Origin of the sequence: Actinospineispora spinosispora DSM 44797, from assembly GCF_000429025.1 — a bacterium.
GTDB classification, from domain to species: domain Bacteria; phylum Actinomycetota; class Actinomycetes; order Mycobacteriales; family Pseudonocardiaceae; genus Pseudonocardia; species Pseudonocardia spinosispora.
In genome coordinates this window covers 65,973-83,651 of sequence record NZ_AUBB01000025.1, presented here as the reverse complement: position 1 = coordinate 83,651, position 17,679 = coordinate 65,973, and the positions used below count along the sequence as shown (strand labels likewise).

Genomic DNA, 17,679 nt, shown 5'->3' with positions numbered 1-17,679 from the left:
GCAGGGGAATGAGCACGGACGACGGCTATGGGCGGGGACTGATCGACGGTCGCCTGGAGATCACTAGCTCACTGACTCGTCACCGGGCGCTTAGCGAGTGGGGCAGCCCGTGGTGGTCCGTGTCGTGGCTCCCAGACGCCCCGCCGATGGCCCGCTTCGAAGCGATCGCCGCGATGACTCTCGCGGAGCTGGTGACCACCCCGAGGCCATGGGAGCCCGACACCGAGGAGCGGTTCGAGCACCTGGCCGGGGGACTGGGACTGACCGGCAGCCAAGCAGAGGACCTGATCGGACACGACTGGACGCAGGAAGGAGACACACGATGAGCAAGCAGAAAGGCAAGTGGGAGCGCGCTGGGGACAGGTTGCGGGCGGCGGCGCGGCGGGTGCCGTTGTGGGCGATCGCGGCACCGGCGGCCGTCTCGATCTGGGCCGGATGGGTCGGCCTCGGCGGGATGTGTGGGTTCGGGGTGGTGAACCTGCTGCCGGGGATCGCCGACGGGTTCGAGCTGAACACCGCGATCACGCTGCCGGTGGGGATGGAGGCCTACAGCGCGATGGCGCTGGGCGCCTGGTTGACCACGCGGCCGTTGACCGACAAGGCGCGTAGCTACGCGAGATGGTCGGCGTTGGCGTCGCTGGTACTGGGACTGCTGGGCCAGGTCGGCTACCACGTGCTGACCGCGATGGGCTACACCCGCGCTCCCATACCCGTAGTGGTGTTCGTGGCCAGCCTGCCGGTACTGGTTCTTGGTGCTGGCGCGGCGCTGCGCCACCTCACCAGCGAACCGGTTCCGGCCGAAGCGCCCGCGACGGGGACCACCGCCGTCGAGGTTGCACCGGCGGTAGAGGCAGCTGGTGAACCGGCGGCGATCGAAGAAGCCACAGCCACCACTACACCGGCGAAGGTGCCGGCGCGGCGTCCGGGCAAGCGGGGCAGCCGTAAGGGGCGACCGGCGCCGCGCCGGTTGCGCGCGGACTACCTGATCGAGGCCCGCGCGAAGCTCGCCGCCGCCGAGGCGGGAACGGACCCGTCGCCGTCGTGGTGCAAGCGGGTCACCGGCTGCTCGGACGGAACCTCGATGTTCCTCGCGAAGCAGCTCCGCACCGAACTCGCGAACCCCGCTACCAGCGATTTCGCGAACCACACCGACCGGAAGCTCACGAATCAGCAGGAGGCGGCATGACCGAACCCGACACGAGAACACCCGTGAACAGCCCTCAGGGAGGTGTTGTCGCGCCCTCGGCCATGACGTTGCGACACACCGACTCGCCCAACCACCAGACCGACAGCAAGGAGGACCACCGTGACTGAACAGCCTGTTTCCCCGCGCGACGACCAGCCCGGACGCCGGTCGGGCGCCGCTGATGAGCCGACCGGGCGGGTGATCGGTTTCCCCCGCCGACCCGGTCACGACACCACCCGCGACACCCCTCGCGAAGCCACCAACTCGCCCGCCGGTGAGGCTGTCGGCGAGCGTGGCGTTGAGGGGGAGGAGGTGTATGAGACGGGGCCGGTGACCGACACCGATGCGCCGGTGTTCGACGCCGAAATCCTCGATGAGACCCCGGGGCGGCCGGGCACGGCGGTGGTGTTGCGTCGTGCGGGCCGCTTCACCACACGCAACGCGGTGAAGGCCATCAGCACTACGCGTGCGGTGGCGACTCATCCGTTCACGACCACGACGACCAAGGGGTTGGGTCGCAACCTGTGGTACCCGTTCGCGGGGGCGTGGGTGGTGGCCAAGCGGTGGCGTGACACGCACGGCACCGGCCGCTATGAGCGGTTGATGCGCCAGGCCGAGGCGGCCGGGAACGTGGAGATGTTGCAGGAATGGGAGGCCCGTGATGTCGCGGAGAAGCAGCGTCGTCATGACCGGGTGATGGACTGGATCAAGTCCCCGATCGAGCTGTTGAAGGCGATCGCGTTGGCGATCGTCGGCACGGTCGGGTTGCTGCTGGTGCTGGGCATCATCTTGGCGATCCACTCCGAAGACATCAGCCAGGTCATCGCCCCGATCGCCGCGATCATCAGCGCGGTGGCGTTCGCCTGGTGGTTCGTCACCGTCTACGGCGCGACGATGCTGCTGGTGGCGACGGGCGGGGCGGTCGCGTTCCTGTGGCATGCCGGGCGCAACTACGTCGACGCCACACCGAGCTGGCTGCGTTCTGAAGGTCAGCGTGATGACGCTGCTGGGGCGGTGTTGACGGCGGACGGGATCGTGACCGCGTTGCGGCACCTGCCGATCCCGGCGCTGAAGCAGGCGTTCAAGAACGGCTGGGTTCCCCGGTTCGAGCTGACCCCGACCCGCGAAGGGCACGGCGAGTTCAAGGGCTACCGGACGATCCTCGATCTACCGATGGGTGTGCCGCCCAAGATGATCGCCGACCAGGTCGAGGTAATGGCCAAGAACATCAACCGCAACACCATGGAGGTCTGGCCGAGCGACTACGGCAAGGAGAAGGGCGGCAAGGCCGGATACCTGAACCTGTATGTCGCCGATTCCGGGGTGATGGACAAGCCGACCCCGGCCTACCCGCTGCTGGAAGAGGGCAGCGCGGACGTGTTCGAGGGTGTGCCGATCGGCATCACTCAGCGCGGTGACGTGGTGATGATGCCGATCAACGGCTCGAACGCGGTTTTCGGTGGATTGCCTGGTCAGGGCAAGTCCAACGCGGTGCGGGTCACGATGGTCGGGGCCGCTCTGGACCCGTTGGCCGAGATCCGCATCCACGTGTTCGCGAACAACGGTGACTTCGACGCCTACGCGAAGCGCCTGTCGCGGTATGAGAAGGGTGACACCACCGAGCATGCGGAGTCGGCGATCGAGCACCTGCAGGAGCTCTACGACGAGGTAGGGCGCCGTGAGGCGCGTCTGGCGGAGGTGGGTGCGAAGAAGCTGACCCGCGCGATCGCACAGAAGCACCCCGACATGCGTCCACTGCTGGCCGGGTTCTCCGAGTGCCACGAGATGTTCAAGCACGCCAAGCTGGGCAAGCTCGCCGCTGAGCTGGCGATCGCGGTGGCCAAGCGGGGCCGCAAGACCGGAATCAGCCTGGTGTTCGACACCCAGTCCGCTCGGACGAACGCGATCCCGGCGGAGCTGGTGGAAAACGTCGGGTTCAACGGCTGTTTCATGGTCAAGTCCTGGCGGTCCAACGATGGTTTCCTCGGTGACGGCTCGTTCGCCGCCGGTATCCGGGCCACGGACCTGCGGTTCAACGTCGACCGGGGAACCATGGTCGCCACCGGCGCCACCGAAGAGCTGTTCGAGATCGTGCGGACGTTCTACATCAAGGTCGACGACGACTCCGGATGGGACCAGGCCACCGAGATCATCGAACGGTCCCTCACCCAGATCGCTCAGGGCACACCGGTGGAGGGTGACCTGCCTGAACAGCCTGCGGTTGAGGCGGCACGGGACCTGCTCGATGACCTGGACGAGGTCTTGCAGGACGAGCGGGTCGGCGCGGGCGATGTGCTCGGGGCGCTGCGCAACCTGGCGCCGAAGTGGAAGCCCTACGCCGAGTACACGGTGCCCACGTTCGTCGCCGCGCTGGCCGATCTGGGCATCAAGGTGGCCCGGACCGGCAACAAGAACCTCGTCGACCCAATCACCGTGCGTGACGCTCTTGAGGGGCGGGCGGCGCGGGACGACGAGGAGTGAGTTAGCCCGACCAGAAGTACCGGCAGCCCTGTTTCCGGCGGGTTTTCCGCCGCCGGAAGCAGGGTGCTCACTCGCTAACTTTCTAACTAACCCCTGATCAAGCCCGTGATCAGGGGTTACGAGCCGAAAGTTAGAAATCTAACTCGCCCGGCCCGATCTAACTACCGATCTAACTCGCCGACGGCCACCACGACCCGGCCGCCGGACGGCACCCCCTACCCAAAATCTGTCACTCACAGTAATAGGAGTCTCCATGCTCGGCATCACCATGCCCACACCGCGCACCAGACATACGGCCACGATCGCGCTCGCCGCACTCGTCGCCGCCGCCGTCTCACTCACCCCCAGCACTAACCCGAGGCAGGTACTCGCTGACGGGCGCGACGTCGTGGTCTACGACGACAACCCCGCCGAGGGCGAACAGACCTGCGCGTTCTACCGGCGCCAGGACCCCACCGTGGCATGCACGGTCAAGCCCACAAGCCAACGCCCCCTGATCAGCCTCAACCCCGGCGACAGAGCCGTCGCCTAACCAGCCAACCACCCCTACAGCACGCCCGGCCCCGTCACCAGGGGGCCGGGCGTGGTGCTACCCGACCCGAAACGCGCGGAGGACGGCCAATCATGACCCCCACCAGCCACATCACCCGAGTCACCGACCCCACCGGTACCGCTACCGGTGAACAGCTGCTGGAACACGCGTTGGCCGCCGCCGGGCGGGGCTGGCACGTGTTCCCGCTGCGCCCCGGCTCCAAGCAACCCGCTCTGCACGGCTACGACCGCTGCCCCCGAACCGGCGCCTGCGAGCAGCGTCATCTCGGGTGGGAGCAGCGCGCCACCACCGACCCGGACCGCATCCGCTCCGCCTGGTCCGGGCGCCACCCGTTCAACATCGGCATCGCCACCGGACCCTCCGGACTGGTGGTGATCGACCTGGACACCGCCAAACCCGGGGACACCGTGCCCGCACCCTGGAACGAGCCCGGGGTGCACGACGGACAGGACGTCCTGGCCGTCGTCGCCGAGCAAGCGGGACAGCCCTACCCGGCCGACACGTTCACCACCATCACCCCGTCCGGCGGCCTGCACCTGTACTGGACGGCGCCAGACGGGGTGGCGCTGCGCAACACCGGCGGAGACCGAGGCCGGGGGCTGGGCTGGAAAATCGACACCCGCGCACACGGCGGCTACGTCGTCGCCCCGGGCTCAGTCACCGAGACCGGCACCTACCAAGTGCTCGCCGACCGCGACCCTGCCCAGCTGCCAGACTGGCTGGTTGAGCACCTCACCCCGCAGCCACCGCCACCCGCACCGACCGCACCCATCCGAACCACCAAAGGCCGCCGGGACGCCTACCTCGACGCGGCCATCCACGGCGAGAGCAAGAAAGTCATCTCGGCGCCGACAGACCAGCGCAACGCCACCCTCTACGCCGCCGCACTCGCTCTCGGCCAGCTAGTCGCCGGTGGCGGCCTGACCGAGGCCGAGGTCACCGCCGCGCTCGTCTCGGCGGCCGCCAGGCACATCGCTCTGGGCGCCTACAGCGACCGTGAGGCCCGTCGAACCATCGCATCCGGTATCCGAGCAGGGGCCAACCGACCGAGGCAGGTGGCGGCGTGAGCGTCCAGCTAGAACGCACGCTGAGCGCCGTTCCCGACCACCCCGAAGGAAGACCCCGGACAGCATGGCGGGCCAACGAGCTGATGGCCGTCGAATTCCCGGATCCGACATGGGCAGTGCCCGGAATCGTCGCCGAAGGCGTCTCACTGCTGGTCGGCCCGCCGAAGGTCGGCAAGTCGTGGCTATCACTCAACCTCGGCGTGTCCATCGCGGCCGGAACACCCGCGCTGGGATCACTGCCGGTGCAGCAAGGGCCCGTTCTGTACCTGGCGTTGGAAGACACACCACGCCGACTGCAGAACCGTATGCGCAAAGTCCTCGCCGGAACCAACGCATCGGCGGAACTGACCCTCGACACCTACTGTCCACCCATCCCAGAAGGAGGAGACGAGTACATCGCCGGATGGCTGGACGAGAACATCGGCGCCCGCCTCGTGGTCATCGACGTGCTCACCAAGGTGCGCGGTAGGCCGCCCGTCGGCGCGAGTTCAGCGTATGAAGCCGACTACGCCGCAATCGGCGGGATCAAACGACTCGCCGACACCTACGCCATACCGATCGTGCTCGTGCACCACGTCAGGAAAGCATCTTCCGAAGACTTCCTCGCCACCGTATCCGGGACCAACGGACTCGCCGGTGCCGCCGATGCCGTTCTCGTTCTCGAACGCTCACGCGCACAAGCAGACGGCGTCCTACACGTCACCGGCCGCGACGTCGAAGAAACCGACTACGCACTCAGCTTCGACCCCGCCATCGGCGCATGGTCACTCATGGACGGACCAGTCGAAGAACAACTACTCACCGACGGCCGAGCGATGATCGCGCGCTACATACGCGACTACCCCGGCTCCAAACCAGCCGACATCGCCGAAGCACTCAAAATCAGCCGAGACAGCGCCCGACAAACCTGCAAACGCATGGCCGACGACGGACAACTACACGCGAAAGGCGGCGCCTACTACCCCAACCGACCGCAGTGACAAAACTGGTGACAGCGGTGACACCCCTACTGGTGTCACTGCTGTCACTCTGTCACTCCAGCTTGTTGACCTGCGCAAACAACCCTGGGAACGGTGACAGCGCCGGTGACGGCTCGGTGGCAACGCCGTCTTTAACTCTGGAATCACCTGCGAAAGACGGCTAGCCGACAGTCGGCTAAAGCGGTGACACCCCTACTGGTGTCACCGCTGTCACTCTGTCACTCCAGTCTTCTGACCTGCGCAAACAGTCCCGGAAACGGTGACAGCGCCGGTGACAGCATCACTGAACGCCACATCGGGAGGAGACGGCATTCATGGACCTGACGGCAAGTACTTCACGGCAACACCATCAGGGAGACCAGCCAACATGGGTTCGCCATGCCAGAAGCGTCGATCGGTCGCCGTCGACCTTGCTGAATACGTCACTGCACTGGTAGCCGCCGCCCCGCCGTTGACCGAGGAACAGCTTGGCAAGCTGGCAGCTATCATGGGTCCTCAATTCGAGCATGCGCCAAAGAACACTCGGAGAACTGCTCAGTCGATGACTTCCGAGCGGGGCGCACGCTACTTTACTGACGAAGCCGCTTAACAGAGAAGGCCGCTCCCTCATGTCTGGGGAGCGGCCTTCTCTGTTTATATATCCTCGCCTACTTAATCTGAATGCGGGCCGTTCCATGAGATATTGACCGTTCTTGGGTCGAACGAGCGGCTGCCGTGTTTGCCCCGCTGAAGGGTGACAGTCATGACGGTTTCTAGGATCGCTCGCTTGGCCATGAGTCCCAAGTTCTCGAACGCCGCTGCAGGGTCAGCCTGCCCGAGAAGCTCCACGACGGGCGCTAGTCCGCTGATCGCAGCAAGCCTCTGCTCGATGCCATGAAGATCGGTCCGTACTTTCTCGGTGGCGACGGAGTAGCGTCTACCATCGATTAGTCCGGCGTCGTAGTCGTTCTCTATTCGTTCTAATCTCTGGCGCAGCGCGGCCGCCTCAGCCTCCAGCGGCGCAGCCGATTCTCCTGGTGTCCGGCGCATTCGACTGACCACGTCCGGCTGTTGAAGGCGTGTCGTGAGCACTGTGGTGACGTAGTCATCTATCGGATCGCGGGAACGAGTTAGGCAGCCACTCGGACACCGGTAGCGGTCGCCGGACCAGGAAGTAATTCGCGCGAGGCACGGGCCGCATAAGAACAATCCGCTGCCAAGGTGGCGGCGATGTGTTCCGACCTTGTTCGTCTTCCGGCGTGGGTCTTTGAGTCTAGCCTGAACTAGCGCGAACTGATCGTGCGAAACGAGAGGCTCCCATTCTCCGGGCTTGCCCGTAACCTCTCCCCGATATATGGCGTAACCGGCATATCGAGGGTTGCGCAGGATAGAGGAGATCGAGGAGGAGTTCCAACGGCCTCCTCTTCGTGTGCTTTGCCCTTCGGTCTCAAGTTGGGCTGCAATCCCTTTGAGGGATTCACCGTTCGCAAATTCACGAAAGATGCGCTTGATGGTCCTAGCTTCCGAGTCGACGATCTCGCCTGCTGTCGTGTAGCCAGTAAGTCTCACGCCGAGGGGCGGGCGCCCTAGGTCTGCGCGTTGCTGTAGGGCGCGTTTCTGTCGCGCACTTTTACGATCTACCTCGCCACGAGCAACGGCGAGTTTGATTCGAGCGAACAGCATCCCGCCATCGGTAGACAGGTCTGCCTCTCCGTTAGCGGTAACGATCACCAGTCCGCCGGTTCTAGCTCGGTCAATCCAGTCCTCTAGTTGACGAGGTTGGCGAGTAAGCCGGTCGAGGTCGTAGCAAGCCAGTGCATTGAACTCACCGGCGTCGTACGCGCTGATCAGCGCGTCGTAACCTGGTCGCTTTTTGCGGGCATCGCTGGCGCTTACGCTGTTGTCGACGAACTCGCCGACGATCGTCCATCCTCGCTCACCGCAGATGCGTAGACAGTCCTCACGCTGACGGTCGACGGCCAGCATCTCGCCGGTGGCGTCCAGACTGATGCGCAGGTACAGGGCGGCACGACGGGTCATGCTCATGACGTTGGACTGTACCGTAACTGGGTGGAGTTCAGGTTCAACGTCTGACCTGGCAGCGTTTCGCATGGTCAGGTCCGCGCAACCGGTAGAGCAGTTCCGCCAGCCTGATCACTCCGAGCGCTATGGTTGCTATCGACAGTGCCCACATGCGACTGTCACGAGCTGTTGGTCCGAGTTGCGGGCCATGAGGCCGAGTGGATAGGCGTTCCGCGGACCACCCACCTTCCGGTCCAGGTCGAATGAGTCCAGCGTGCTGCGCTGTGCCACCACCGTTCTGAAGTCGTGCTCGTCGTGAACTTGTCGCGGCAGTCTGGGCAACGGCGTCCAGGCGGGCAGATCATCGGGAGGGCATGCACGGGGTGTCCGCAGACTGCGGTGTATACGCCGTGAGCCATGCCGGCAACGACATTGTTCTCGCTGACGGAGTGCTCCAAGTGATCCACCGCGCAACTCATTCGGAAGGTATGAACTCGGCCTTTCGCCGCGCCGGCCTGCTGTGCGTTCACCGTGATCACTTTCGGCGAACCGCTGGGACGACCACACCTCAGCACTGGACAACTTGGGACGTCTTCGGGACGCTGTAGATGTCCCGACTCAAGTTGCTGGAGGGCTCGTGGCCAATGAGCGGCTGCTCGACGCGTTGCTACAGGCCGGCCTTACATCGGAGCAGGTTGCCGAGCGGATCGGAGTCGACCGGAAGTCGGTCGAGCGTTGGATAACGCAGGAAGGGCGAACGCCGTACGCGCGCCATCGGCGCGCGGTCTCGGTGCTACTCGGCCTAGCCGAGAACTATCTGTGGCCGGCCGCGGTCTCTGCTGAGCGCCAGACGAGAATCGCGGCCTCGGAGATCGTGGGTGTCTATCCGCACCGTAATGCGATCCCGGTGGATCTATGGAACCGCTTGCTCGCCGCCGCGGTCGACCGGATCGACATCCTTGTTCATGCCGGTCTCTTCCTGGTCGAGCGCCCTGACTTCGTCCGCACGCTAGCCGCCAAGGCGGCCGACGGCGTGACCGTTCGTATTGTGTTCGGCGACCCGGATTCGGATGCCGTGCGGCTTCGAGGTGATGAGGAGCAGCTGGGTGAGGAGGTACTCGCGTCCCGCATCAGATACGGGCTCGTGCCTTATTCTCCGCTGCTCGGAACACCGGGAATCGAGTTCCGTTTCCACGCCACGACGCTGTACAACTCGATCTTCCGATTCGACGAGGAACTGATCGTCAACAACCATGTCTACGGGGTGCCCGGCGCGCACGCCCCGGCGCTTCACCTGCGCAAGCTCGGCGCGGGAGACTTGTACGGCACGTACGTCAAGAGCTTCACCGACGTGTGGAGATTGTCGCGCCCTGCCAGCTGGTGATCTGATTGGCGGATGGCTCGCATCGACTACTTCGACGACCCGGACGCGCCTATGCCGACGAGCATCGTCATCGCGGCGAGCGCGTTCGTTCGAGATCAATCCGGCGGGTTGCTGATGATTCGACGCACTGACAACGGGTTGCACGCTTTACCGGGAGGGCGGCACGAGCTCGGCGAGACGATGACCGAGACGGCGATTCGGGAGACTGTCGAGGAGACCGGGATGACGATCGAGGTCACCGGACTGATCGGCATCTACTCGAATCCTCGGCACGTCATCGGCTTCACCGATGGCGAGGTCCGGCAGGAGTTTTCGATCTGTTTTCGTGCGAGGCCGGTGGCGGGCCAACTCCGGACCAGCGACGAGTCGAGCGAGGTCCGTTGGATCGCGCCGGATGAGCTGGGCGACCTGCGAGTTCATCCGTCGATTCGGCTCCGCATCGACCACGGGCTTTCCGAACGGGCCGATCCCTTCTACACCTGATCCGGCTGCATGAGAAGCGTGCGGTTAGCCCGTCGGGGTTGACTTTGCGGGTGCGGGGTTGCGGGTCGCGCGTGCGCGGTGCGTCTACTTATGGCGTGACGCGCATGTGCCCCGCACGGCTGCTGGAGTTCTTCTGGCCGAGCCGTCGCTCCGTGGCCTTCGACGAGCTGTGTCCGCGCTGAGCGTTCGCCGCCGCTCGACGCCCTAAACCTGACTAAATCCATGGGAGACGTGTATGTCCACTACCGATGAGCTGCTCGCCAACAACGCCGAGTACGCCAGTAACTTCACCGGTCCGCTGCCGTTGCCGCCCGCCAAGCAGGTCGCCGTGGTGGCCTGCATGGACGCGCGGCTGAACGTCTACGGCATCCTCGGCCTCCAGGAGGGTGAGGCGCACGTCATCCGCAACGCGGGCGGTGTGGTCACCGACGACGAGATCCGGTCGCTCGCCATCAGCCAGCGGCTGCTCGGCACCACCGAGATCATCCTGATCCACCACACCGACTGCGGCATGCTGACCTTCACCGACGACGGTTTCAAGCAGTCCATCCAGGACGACACCGGCATCAAGCCCGCCTGGTCCGCCGAAGCGTTCGCCGACCTCGACACCGACGTACGTCAGTCCATCGCGCGCATCAAGGCCAGCCCGTTCGTGCCGCACAAGGACTCGGTGCGCGGGTTCGTCTTCGACGTGGCCACCGGCAAGCTCGACGAGGTCGGGGCCTGAGCTACAACAGCACCAGGTCGAGCTCGCGCAGCCGCGCGGGGTCGGTGATGACGGTGTACTCGGCGACCCGGTCGCCGAGCACCGTCACCGCCAGCACCACGGCGAGCCGTCCGCCGGGTGCCACGAGGATGCCCACGGACCCGTTGACCAGCGCGGTCTCGGCGAACCGTGCGCCCCGGCCGAGCACCATCGTCTCGCGGGACACGGCGTCGGCTCCCTCGATCACCGACTCCCGGCCCGGCTGAGCGATCCGGCGGACGACGTTCGGGGCCAGCACGGTGAGCAGGGCGTCGAGGTCGCCGTCGCGGGCCGCCGCGAGGAAGGCCTCGACGACCTTCCGCTCGGCCGTCCGCGCCGGGTCCGGCACGTCGGAGGTGCCGCGCACCCTGGCGCGGGCGCGGCTGGCGAGCTTCTTCGCGGCGACCGGGGTGCGGTCGACGATCGGCGCGATCTCGTCGAACGGGACGGCGAACAGGTCGTGCAGCACGAACGCGACCCGTTCGGCGGGAGCCAGCCGGTCGAGCACCACGAGCATCGCGCGGCCCACGGAGTCGATCAGAACCGCTTCGTGCTCCGGGCCGTCCTCGCCGGTCGGCGGCGCGGCATGCTGCTCCAGCGGCTCCTCGCGGCGCGAACCCCGGGTCCGCAGCGCGTCCAGGCACAGGCGCGACAGGACCGTCCGCAACCACGCCTCGAGGTTCTCGACACCGCTGACGTCGGTTCGTTCCAGCCGCAGCCACGCCTCCTGGACGATGTCGTCCGCCTCGGCGCCCGAGCCGAGCATGCGGTACGCGGTAGCGCGCAGCTGACCGCGATGACTCTCGAATCTCCTGGTCAGATCGTCGTGCTGGTTCATCGGTCACCTTTTCTCGTCACCGTCCGTCTGCTGGGTGACACCGAGGAAGGACGACGTGAGCAACGGAGACGATTCCATGATCCGACACAACGGCCAACAGGGGCCCGCACCGTTGCTGAGACCGGTCGGTCTCGGCGACCTGCGGCTGCCGAACCGGGTGGTGATGGCGCCGCTGACCCGGGCGCGCGCGACGAATCCCGAGCGGACGCCGACCGAGCTGCACGCGGCGTACTACGCGCAGCGGGCGAGCGCGGGCCTGATCGTGTCCGAGAGCGTGTGGGTGAGCGAACGGGCGGTCGGGTTCAGCAACGTGCCCGGTCTCTACAGCGACGCGCAGGTCGTCGCCTGGCGCGAGGTCACCGATGTGGTGCACGCGTTGGGCGGCCGCATCGTGGCGCAGCTCTGGCACGCGGGCGCCAACTCGCACCCCGACCACCTCGGCGGGCGGGTGCCGCGCGGACCGTCCGCCGTCAACCCCGGCGAGACGTCCTACACACCGACCGGTCCCAAGCCGACCGTCACACCCGAGGCGATGACCCGCGCGGACATCCGGTGCGCGGTGGCCGACTACCGGACGGCGGCCGAGCAGGCGCAACGCGCCGGTTTCGACGGTGTCGAGATCGCGGCGGGCGGCACGTACCTGATCGCGCAGTTCCTCAACCCCCGGCTGAACCAGCGCACGGACGTCTACGGCGAGCGGCGCGGCCGGTTCGCACTGGAGGTGTTCGACGAGGTCGCGGCCGTGTGGGGCGCGGGCCGGGTGGGTGTGCGGATCTCACCGTTCTGGAGCAGCCGCGACCGGCCGGTGGCCGACCAGCAGCGTGCCGGCTACCCGTACGTCGCCGACGAACGCACCCTCGCGGGCTACGACGAGCTGGTCGCCCAGCTCGACGAGCGGGGCCTGGGCTTTCTCCACCTGCGAGGTCCCGCCCCGAGCGGGGCGCCGGACCTCGGGGCGTTCGCCCGGTACCGCGCGTTGCTGCGCGGAGCGCTCATCGCGAACCACGGCTTCGACCGGGACAGCGCCATCGAGGTGATCGAGTCCGGGGTCGCCGACGCGGTCTCCTTCGCCAGACCGTTCATCGCCAACCCCGACCTGGTCACCCGCTTCGCGCTGGACCAGTCCCTGGCGACCAGCGATCCGTCGACCCACTACACGGGCGGCCGCGAGGGACTGGTCACCTACCCGATCTACGCGGCGCCCTGAACGGGCTGGGCGCGGGCCGCGAGCTTGTTGTCCACCGCGTACGGGCCGGGGCCCGCCCACAGCAGGTAGCCGGTGAGGACCAGCAGGAGCAGCGTCACCGGCAGCGCGGCCGGCATCACCATCGCGTTCTCGATGTTGGCGCCGATCATGGCGATGAACAGGCCCAACGCGGCCAGGCGGGTCCCGAGGCCGGCGAGCAGCATCAGTCCGCCGACGACCTCGACGAGCCCGAGGAGCAACGCCAGGACCGGCCACGCGGGTAACCCGAGCGGAACGAGACCCTGCGCGGTCGCGTCGAGGTCGAGGAACTTCATGCCGCCAGCGGGGAGGAACGCGAGTCCGGCGAGTACCCGGGCGACGACGTTGGCGATCGCGGCGCGCCCGGTGACCCGGTTCTCGAAGAACTTCGCTGAGAAAGCTGAGGAAGTAGCCATGCCACTACTAACCGCGGCGGGCGACAAAGGATGCCCTAAGCCCGTCACGTTATCGAACCGTGTCCCAGGTGGCTTCCGCGAGTCGGGCCCGTCAGCACAGCGAGTCGGGCATCTGGGCACATCGAGGTGTGCTGACACCCCCGACTCGGTGTGCTGAGACGACCGACTCGCGGGGGTCGGGCCGGTGCCGGGTCAGAGGTGCTCGTCGTTCTTCCACTGCTGCCAGCGGAGGTACTCGACCCGGATCGAGGCGACCGCGAACCCGGCGAGGATCAACACGACCCACCAGGAGTAGGCGGGCCAGCCCTGGGAGACGAGCAGCGTGGTGATCGCGATCAACGCCAGCACCGGGGTGATGGCGAACAGACCTGGGCGAGGGCGGAAGCTCACCCAGGCAACGCTAGACCTCGGCGGCCAGCACGACGGCTTCGCGGGTGTCCTTGCGTTCGTGCTCGGCGAACGACGGCGCCGCGCACAGGAACAGGGTGTTCCCGTTCGCGCCGCCCAGCGCGCAGGCGAAGACGTGCAGGTCGCCGCTGGACACCTCGGCCACGATCTCGCCGCCTTCGGCGACCTGGATCGCTCGACGACCCACGGCGTCGGCGACCCAGATCGTGTTGTCGGCCCCCGCGCAGATGCCGTCCGGGGCGACGGCCAGCGCGGCCATCGCCTCGTGGACGTCGGTGCTGGTCGGCTCCGGTCCGAAGCTCGCCCAGACCCTGCGGTCGGTCAGCTCGCCGTCCGAGCCGAGGGTGAACGCGGTGAGCCGGTTGCCGAACGTCTCGGCCGCCACGAGCGTCGCGCCGCCGTCCACCAGCGCCATGCCGTTCGGGAACTCCATGTCGGGCGCGGCCACCCGAGCCGAACCGTCGAGGCCGACGACGCTGACCCGGCCCGGCCGCATCGCGGCGCCGGACATCAGGTCGAACCCGAAATCGCCGATGTAGGCGCGTCCGGTGCCGTCGACCAGCATGTCGTTGAGGTGGAAGTCGGTCAGCCCGGACAGGTCGGCGTGCTCGACGAGCGAACCGTCGCTCTCCTGGCGCAGGAGCCTGTGGTCGCGCATCGACACGACGAGCAGCCGTCCGTCCGGCAGCCAGCCCAACCCGGACGGTTGCTGTGGCACCTCGGCGATCGTCTCGACCGTGCCGGACTCGTCGATGGCGACGACGCGGCGGGTGTAGAAGTCCGATGCCCACAGCCGGCCGTCGTGCCAGCGTGGGCCTTCCAGGAAGCTGAAGCCGTCCGCGACGGTGCGCACAGTCGTCATTCCCGCAGCATGGCACGGCCCGGCGAGCACCGCAGGTTCACTACGTGCGTGAGGCGAACTGGGTACGCAGCACCGGGAACGTGGGCATCAGCTCGGCGAGCCACGGCACCCGGCGCAGCGTCGGCAGCAGCATCCCGAACACCAGACCGTGGCCCTTGACCTGCGGTACCTCGCGCAGTTCGGACACCCCGGGCAGCACCGAGAGCCGTCTGCGCACCGAGGCCTGCATGCCCCAGACCCACGGCGGCGGCTGGTAACCGGCGCCCTTGCCCGTGCCGCCGAGCCGTTCCCGGGAATGCACCATCCGGGCGGGCACCGAGTCGAAGACGAACGACTCGCCGGGGAACCGGCGGGCACACCGGGACACCAGCGCCTCGACCTCGGTCAGCGGCAGGTACATCAGCAGGCCCTGCGCGGTGATCAGCAGGCCGTGGTCGGTGTCCGCCTCGTCCATCCAGCGTTCGTGCATCGCCGAGCAGTCCACGCTGACCTGTCGGGGCCCTTCCGGTAGGAGCTTCGCGCGCGCGTCGATGGCTTCCGGCACGTCCACGCTCAGCCAGCGGACCTGCCCGTCGTCGACCCGCCAGAACTGCGTCTCCAGGCCCTCGCCGAGCGCGACGACCGTGCCGCCGGGGTTGGCGGTGAGGAACCGGCGGATCTCCGCGTCCAACGTCTGCACCCGCAGTGCGTGCCAGCGGGCGAGGTAGTCGGTGTGCTCGGTGACGAACTCCTCGAACGGGTAGTCGATTCGCGCGACGAGCTCGATCGCCTTCGGGTCCTCGAACGGGTTGTCGGGGTCGGCGGCGGCGATCGAGCGGTGGTACAGGTTCCACAGCAACGTCTCGGGCACGCCGGTGAGCGTGAGCGGGACCTTCGGTGCTGACGGATCAGCGCATGCGTCATCACCGGAACGTTCGGACATGGCGGTGACGCTACCCAGATCGTCGGGCCGGCACCCGGCGCCGGTCGAATCGTGAGCTTTTCGCCACCGGGCCGACATGCTGGGCGTTACCTGCTCCTCATCCGACCAGTGCGCGCGGCAACCGAGTGCGCACGGCGAGTGCGTAGACCACGGCGCTGAGCACGAGCACCGCGACGAACGACCATTCGAACGACAGCGCCTTCGTGCCGCCGTCGAACGTGCCGAAGTAGCTGATGACCCCGAGCCCGACCAGCCAGGGAAGCACCCAGCCAGCAGCGATCCACTGCTCACGGCCCGCCCGCTCAGTGGCGCGGGTCTGCTGGACCACGAACAGGACGATGCCGATCGCGGCCGCGATGAGCAGCTTCTCCACGGTGTTCCAGCCGGTCCAGAAGACGATCAGGTTGGCCGCGTAGAAGGCGAGGAACGGCACCAGGTCGCCACCCAGGGTCCGGAACGGGCGGTCCTGGTCGGGCAGCTGACGGCGCAGCGCGGCGTGCGCGATCGGTCCGGTGCCGTAGGACAGCACGGCCGCGGAGGTGATGAAGCCCACGAACGTCTGCCAGCCGGGGAACGGCAGGAACAGCACCAGGCCGATGACCGAGCCGACCAGGACGCCGATCCACGGCACTCCCCGGCGGCTCAGCCTGGCCAGCGCTGCGGGCGCGGTGCCGTTCTCCGCCATGCCGTAGGAGATGCGGGAGTTCATCATCGCCCAGTTCAGGCCGCAGTCGGCGGGGGAGACGATGGCGTCGATGTAGAGCAGGGCGGCGAGCCAGCCGAGGCCGAGCAGGGTGGCGAGACCGGCGAGCGGGCCGAAGTCGTTCTCGAACCCGACCTTCGCCCAGCCCTGCGCGAGCGCCTCGGTCGGCAGTCCACACAGGAAGGCCAGCTCCAGCAGGCAGTACAGCAGCGACGTGATGGCCAGGCCCCACATCATCGCGCGCGGCACGTTGCGGCCCGGGTTGGTCACCTCACCGGCGACCGCGACGGGCTGCTGGAAGCCGGTGAACGCGAACGCCACACCACCGGAGGCGATCGCGGTCAGCAGACCGCTCACCCCTTCGGGAGCGAACCCACCGAAGTCGGTCAGCCGGTCGACGTGGAAGGCGGTGGCGAAGAACGCGACCGCCACGGCGAACATCACGAACAGCTTGAACACCATGATCGCGTTGTTGGCGCGGACGAACACCTGCACGCCGTACAGGTTGATGATCGTGAACAGCACCATCATCAGCGCCGCGACACCGAAGCCCGGGCCGGTCAGCACGACGACGCTCGTGTCGCCCTCGGTGACCTTGTGGGTCAGCCACGGCAGGTAGTTGGTGGCGTACTGCAGCGCGGCCTCGACCTCGATGGCCGGGAACGTCACCGCCCCGACGTACACGATCCAGCCCACGACCGCACCCGCGACCTGGCCGAACGCGTACTGCGGGAACCGGACGACACCGCCGGAGACCGGGAACATCGCGCCCAGCTCGGAGTAGCACAGCGCCAGCAGCCCGAACAGCACGGCGGCGAGCGGCCAGGCCACGATCGCCAGCGGCCCGGCGTACTTGGCGGCGTTGAGCGGCCCGAACAACCAGCCGGAGCCGATCATGGATGCCATCGCGGCGAACAGCAGCCCGCCGAACCCGATCTTGCGGTGCATCTGCTCGAACCCGGTGCCGGGCCGGTCAGGGGCGTCGAGCCCCGACTGCGAGTTGTCTGCCGACACCGACTACCTCCTGGGCGATTGAGTGACACTCGTCCGGGGTAGTGGAGACCCATTTCGCCTAAAACGCGACCTCAAGGCTGAGATTTGCCTGAGAAAAGTATCCGGATGGTGCAGGGGAATGTCCGCGCTGGCTCGGGGAGTGTGGCCGCGCTGGCTCGGGAGTGTGTGTCCCCGCTGGCCGATCAGTGTCTTGGCGTGGCCGCCCACTATCAACCCCCGGCTGGCGCCGGCCTCGCGCGGGTTCCTGGTTGCGCGTAGTTCGGGGGCGAGGTTTCAGGGTTGACAGCGGGCGGCCACGCCAAGTGCGGGCCAGGATCGCGGGGACGGGGGAGTTCTGCGCGCCCACAGGGCCACGGCTGCGCCGCGCCTTCATGCGGGCACTTTGCACACCTACGTGCTGCGTCGCACATG

Annotated in this window: 18 protein-coding genes; 11 read left to right on the top strand and 7 right to left on the bottom strand. The window is 67.2% G+C overall.

What is annotated here, in order from left to right:
* Nucleotides 1-119 precede the first annotated feature (119 nt).
* The 7 genes from G406_RS56725 (at nucleotide 120) to G406_RS46240 (ending at nucleotide 6,267) form a co-directional block, all read left to right on the top strand.
* A complete protein-coding gene (locus G406_RS56725) occupies nucleotides 120-326 on the top strand; it encodes a hypothetical protein (protein WP_156934792.1) in 207 nt (68 codons plus the stop codon).
* On the top strand, nucleotides 323-1,186 hold the full coding sequence (locus tag G406_RS53865) for a hypothetical protein (protein WP_051341959.1): 864 nt from the start codon (nucleotides 323-325) through the stop codon (nucleotides 1,184-1,186). The genes G406_RS56725 and G406_RS53865 overlap by 4 nt, the downstream gene beginning before the upstream one ends.
* On the top strand, nucleotides 1,183-1,314 hold the full coding sequence (locus G406_RS59355; protein ID WP_281172420.1) for a hypothetical protein: 132 nt from the start codon (nucleotides 1,183-1,185) through the stop codon (nucleotides 1,312-1,314). The genes G406_RS53865 and G406_RS59355 overlap by 4 nt, the downstream gene beginning before the upstream one ends.
* The gene (locus G406_RS0111550) at nucleotides 1,307-3,667 is read left to right on the top strand and encodes a hypothetical protein (protein WP_156934791.1); all 2,361 of its coding nucleotides are present in this window, start codon (nucleotides 1,307-1,309) and stop codon (nucleotides 3,665-3,667) included. The genes G406_RS59355 and G406_RS0111550 overlap by 8 nt, the downstream gene beginning before the upstream one ends.
* A gap of 253 nt (nucleotides 3,668-3,920) precedes the next feature.
* The gene (locus tag G406_RS0111545; protein ID WP_028933960.1) at nucleotides 3,921-4,199 is read left to right on the top strand and encodes a hypothetical protein; all 279 of its coding nucleotides are present in this window, start codon (nucleotides 3,921-3,923) and stop codon (nucleotides 4,197-4,199) included.
* Between the two features lie 92 nt (nucleotides 4,200-4,291).
* On the top strand, nucleotides 4,292-5,287 hold the full coding sequence (locus G406_RS0111540; protein ID WP_051341958.1) for a bifunctional DNA primase/polymerase: 996 nt from the start codon (nucleotides 4,292-4,294) through the stop codon (nucleotides 5,285-5,287).
* Nucleotides 5,284-6,267: an AAA family ATPase gene (locus G406_RS46240; RefSeq protein ID WP_051341957.1), complete on the top strand. Its 984-nt coding sequence runs from the start codon at nucleotides 5,284-5,286 to the stop codon at nucleotides 6,265-6,267. The genes G406_RS0111540 and G406_RS46240 overlap by 4 nt, the downstream gene beginning before the upstream one ends.
* A gap of 651 nt (nucleotides 6,268-6,918) precedes the next feature.
* On the opposite strand, the gene G406_RS55575 is transcribed toward G406_RS46240, so the two are convergent.
* A complete protein-coding gene (locus G406_RS55575) occupies nucleotides 6,919-8,292 on the bottom strand; it encodes a recombinase family protein (RefSeq protein WP_211241115.1) in 1,374 nt (457 codons plus the stop codon).
* Nucleotides 8,293-8,905: 613 nt separating this feature from the next.
* Between G406_RS55575 and G406_RS0111530 the strand changes: the two genes are divergently transcribed.
* The 3 genes from G406_RS0111530 to G406_RS0111520 all read left to right on the top strand — a co-directional run bounded on the left by G406_RS0111530 (nucleotide 8,906) and on the right by G406_RS0111520 (nucleotide 10,862).
* Entirely contained in the window at nucleotides 8,906-9,652 is a 747-nt protein-coding gene (locus G406_RS0111530) for an XRE family transcriptional regulator (protein WP_028933958.1), read from the top strand.
* A gap of 12 nt (nucleotides 9,653-9,664) precedes the next feature.
* Nucleotides 9,665-10,135, top strand: coding sequence for an NUDIX hydrolase (locus G406_RS0111525; protein WP_028933957.1), 471 nt, complete (start codon nucleotides 9,665-9,667; stop codon nucleotides 10,133-10,135).
* A gap of 235 nt (nucleotides 10,136-10,370) precedes the next feature.
* Entirely contained in the window at nucleotides 10,371-10,862 is a 492-nt protein-coding gene (locus G406_RS0111520; RefSeq protein WP_028933956.1) for a beta-class carbonic anhydrase, read from the top strand.
* A 1-nt stretch (nucleotide 10,863) separates the two neighbouring features.
* On the opposite strand, the gene G406_RS0111515 is transcribed toward G406_RS0111520, so the two are convergent.
* Entirely contained in the window at nucleotides 10,864-11,718 is an 855-nt protein-coding gene (locus G406_RS0111515; protein ID WP_028933955.1) for a sigma-70 family RNA polymerase sigma factor, read from the bottom strand.
* 76 nt (nucleotides 11,719-11,794) lie between these two features.
* Between G406_RS0111515 and G406_RS0111510 the strand changes: the two genes are divergently transcribed.
* A complete protein-coding gene (locus G406_RS0111510; RefSeq protein ID WP_051341956.1) occupies nucleotides 11,795-12,925 on the top strand; it encodes an alkene reductase in 1,131 nt (376 codons plus the stop codon).
* Here G406_RS0111510 and G406_RS53860 read toward each other — a convergent pair.
* The 5 genes from G406_RS53860 to G406_RS46225 all read right to left on the bottom strand — a co-directional run bounded on the left by G406_RS53860 (nucleotide 12,910) and on the right by G406_RS46225 (nucleotide 17,268).
* A complete protein-coding gene (locus G406_RS53860) occupies nucleotides 12,910-13,359 on the bottom strand; it encodes a DoxX family protein (RefSeq protein ID WP_051341955.1) in 450 nt (149 codons plus the stop codon). The two genes, G406_RS0111510 and G406_RS53860, sit on opposite strands and share 16 nt — an antisense overlap.
* Before the next feature lie 192 nt (nucleotides 13,360-13,551).
* Nucleotides 13,552-13,749 carry a hypothetical protein gene (locus tag G406_RS0111500; RefSeq protein ID WP_028933953.1) on the bottom strand — a complete coding sequence of 66 codons (198 nt, stop codon included), beginning with the start codon at nucleotides 13,747-13,749 and terminating at the stop codon, nucleotides 13,552-13,554.
* A 10-nt stretch (nucleotides 13,750-13,759) separates the two neighbouring features.
* Entirely contained in the window at nucleotides 13,760-14,629 is an 870-nt protein-coding gene (locus G406_RS0111495; protein ID WP_037076118.1) for an SMP-30/gluconolactonase/LRE family protein, read from the bottom strand.
* Between the two features lie 40 nt (nucleotides 14,630-14,669).
* Nucleotides 14,670-15,551, bottom strand: coding sequence for a class I SAM-dependent methyltransferase (locus G406_RS46230; RefSeq protein WP_051341954.1), 882 nt, complete (start codon nucleotides 15,549-15,551; stop codon nucleotides 14,670-14,672).
* 97 nt (nucleotides 15,552-15,648) lie between these two features.
* Nucleotides 15,649-17,268 (bottom strand): APC family permease, encoded by a 1,620-nt coding sequence (locus G406_RS46225; protein WP_051341953.1) that lies wholly within the window; start codon nucleotides 17,266-17,268, stop codon nucleotides 15,649-15,651.
* Nucleotides 17,269-17,679: the final 411 nt, after the last annotated feature.

What these genes read in the sequence shown, in the direction of transcription:
- G406_RS53865 (WP_051341959.1), top strand. Translation starts at nt 323, where the DNA reads ATGAGCAAGCAGAAAGGCAAGTGGGAGCGCGCTGGGGACAGGTTGCGG.
- G406_RS59355 (WP_281172420.1), top strand. Translation starts at nt 1,183, where the DNA reads ATGACCGAACCCGACACGAGAACACCCGTGAACAGCCCTCAGGGAGGT.
- G406_RS0111545 (WP_028933960.1), top strand. Translation starts at nt 3,921, where the DNA reads ATGCTCGGCATCACCATGCCCACACCGCGCACCAGACATACGGCCACG.
- G406_RS0111540 (WP_051341958.1), top strand. Translation starts at nt 4,292, where the DNA reads ATGACCCCCACCAGCCACATCACCCGAGTCACCGACCCCACCGGTACC.
- G406_RS55575 (WP_211241115.1), bottom strand. Translation starts at nt 8,292, where the DNA reads ATGAGCATGACCCGTCGTGCCGCCCTGTACCTGCGCATCAGTCTGGAC.
- G406_RS0111525 (WP_028933957.1), top strand. Translation starts at nt 9,665, where the DNA reads ATGGCTCGCATCGACTACTTCGACGACCCGGACGCGCCTATGCCGACG.
- G406_RS0111520 (WP_028933956.1), top strand. Translation starts at nt 10,371, where the DNA reads ATGTCCACTACCGATGAGCTGCTCGCCAACAACGCCGAGTACGCCAGT.
- G406_RS0111515 (WP_028933955.1), bottom strand. Translation starts at nt 11,718, where the DNA reads ATGAACCAGCACGACGATCTGACCAGGAGATTCGAGAGTCATCGCGGT.
- G406_RS0111510 (WP_051341956.1), top strand. Translation starts at nt 11,795, where the DNA reads ATGATCCGACACAACGGCCAACAGGGGCCCGCACCGTTGCTGAGACCG.
- G406_RS53860 (WP_051341955.1), bottom strand. Translation starts at nt 13,359, where the DNA reads ATGGCTACTTCCTCAGCTTTCTCAGCGAAGTTCTTCGAGAACCGGGTC.
- G406_RS0111495 (WP_037076118.1), bottom strand. Translation starts at nt 14,629, where the DNA reads ATGACGACTGTGCGCACCGTCGCGGACGGCTTCAGCTTCCTGGAAGGC.
- G406_RS46230 (WP_051341954.1), bottom strand. Translation starts at nt 15,551, where the DNA reads ATGTCCGAACGTTCCGGTGATGACGCATGCGCTGATCCGTCAGCACCG.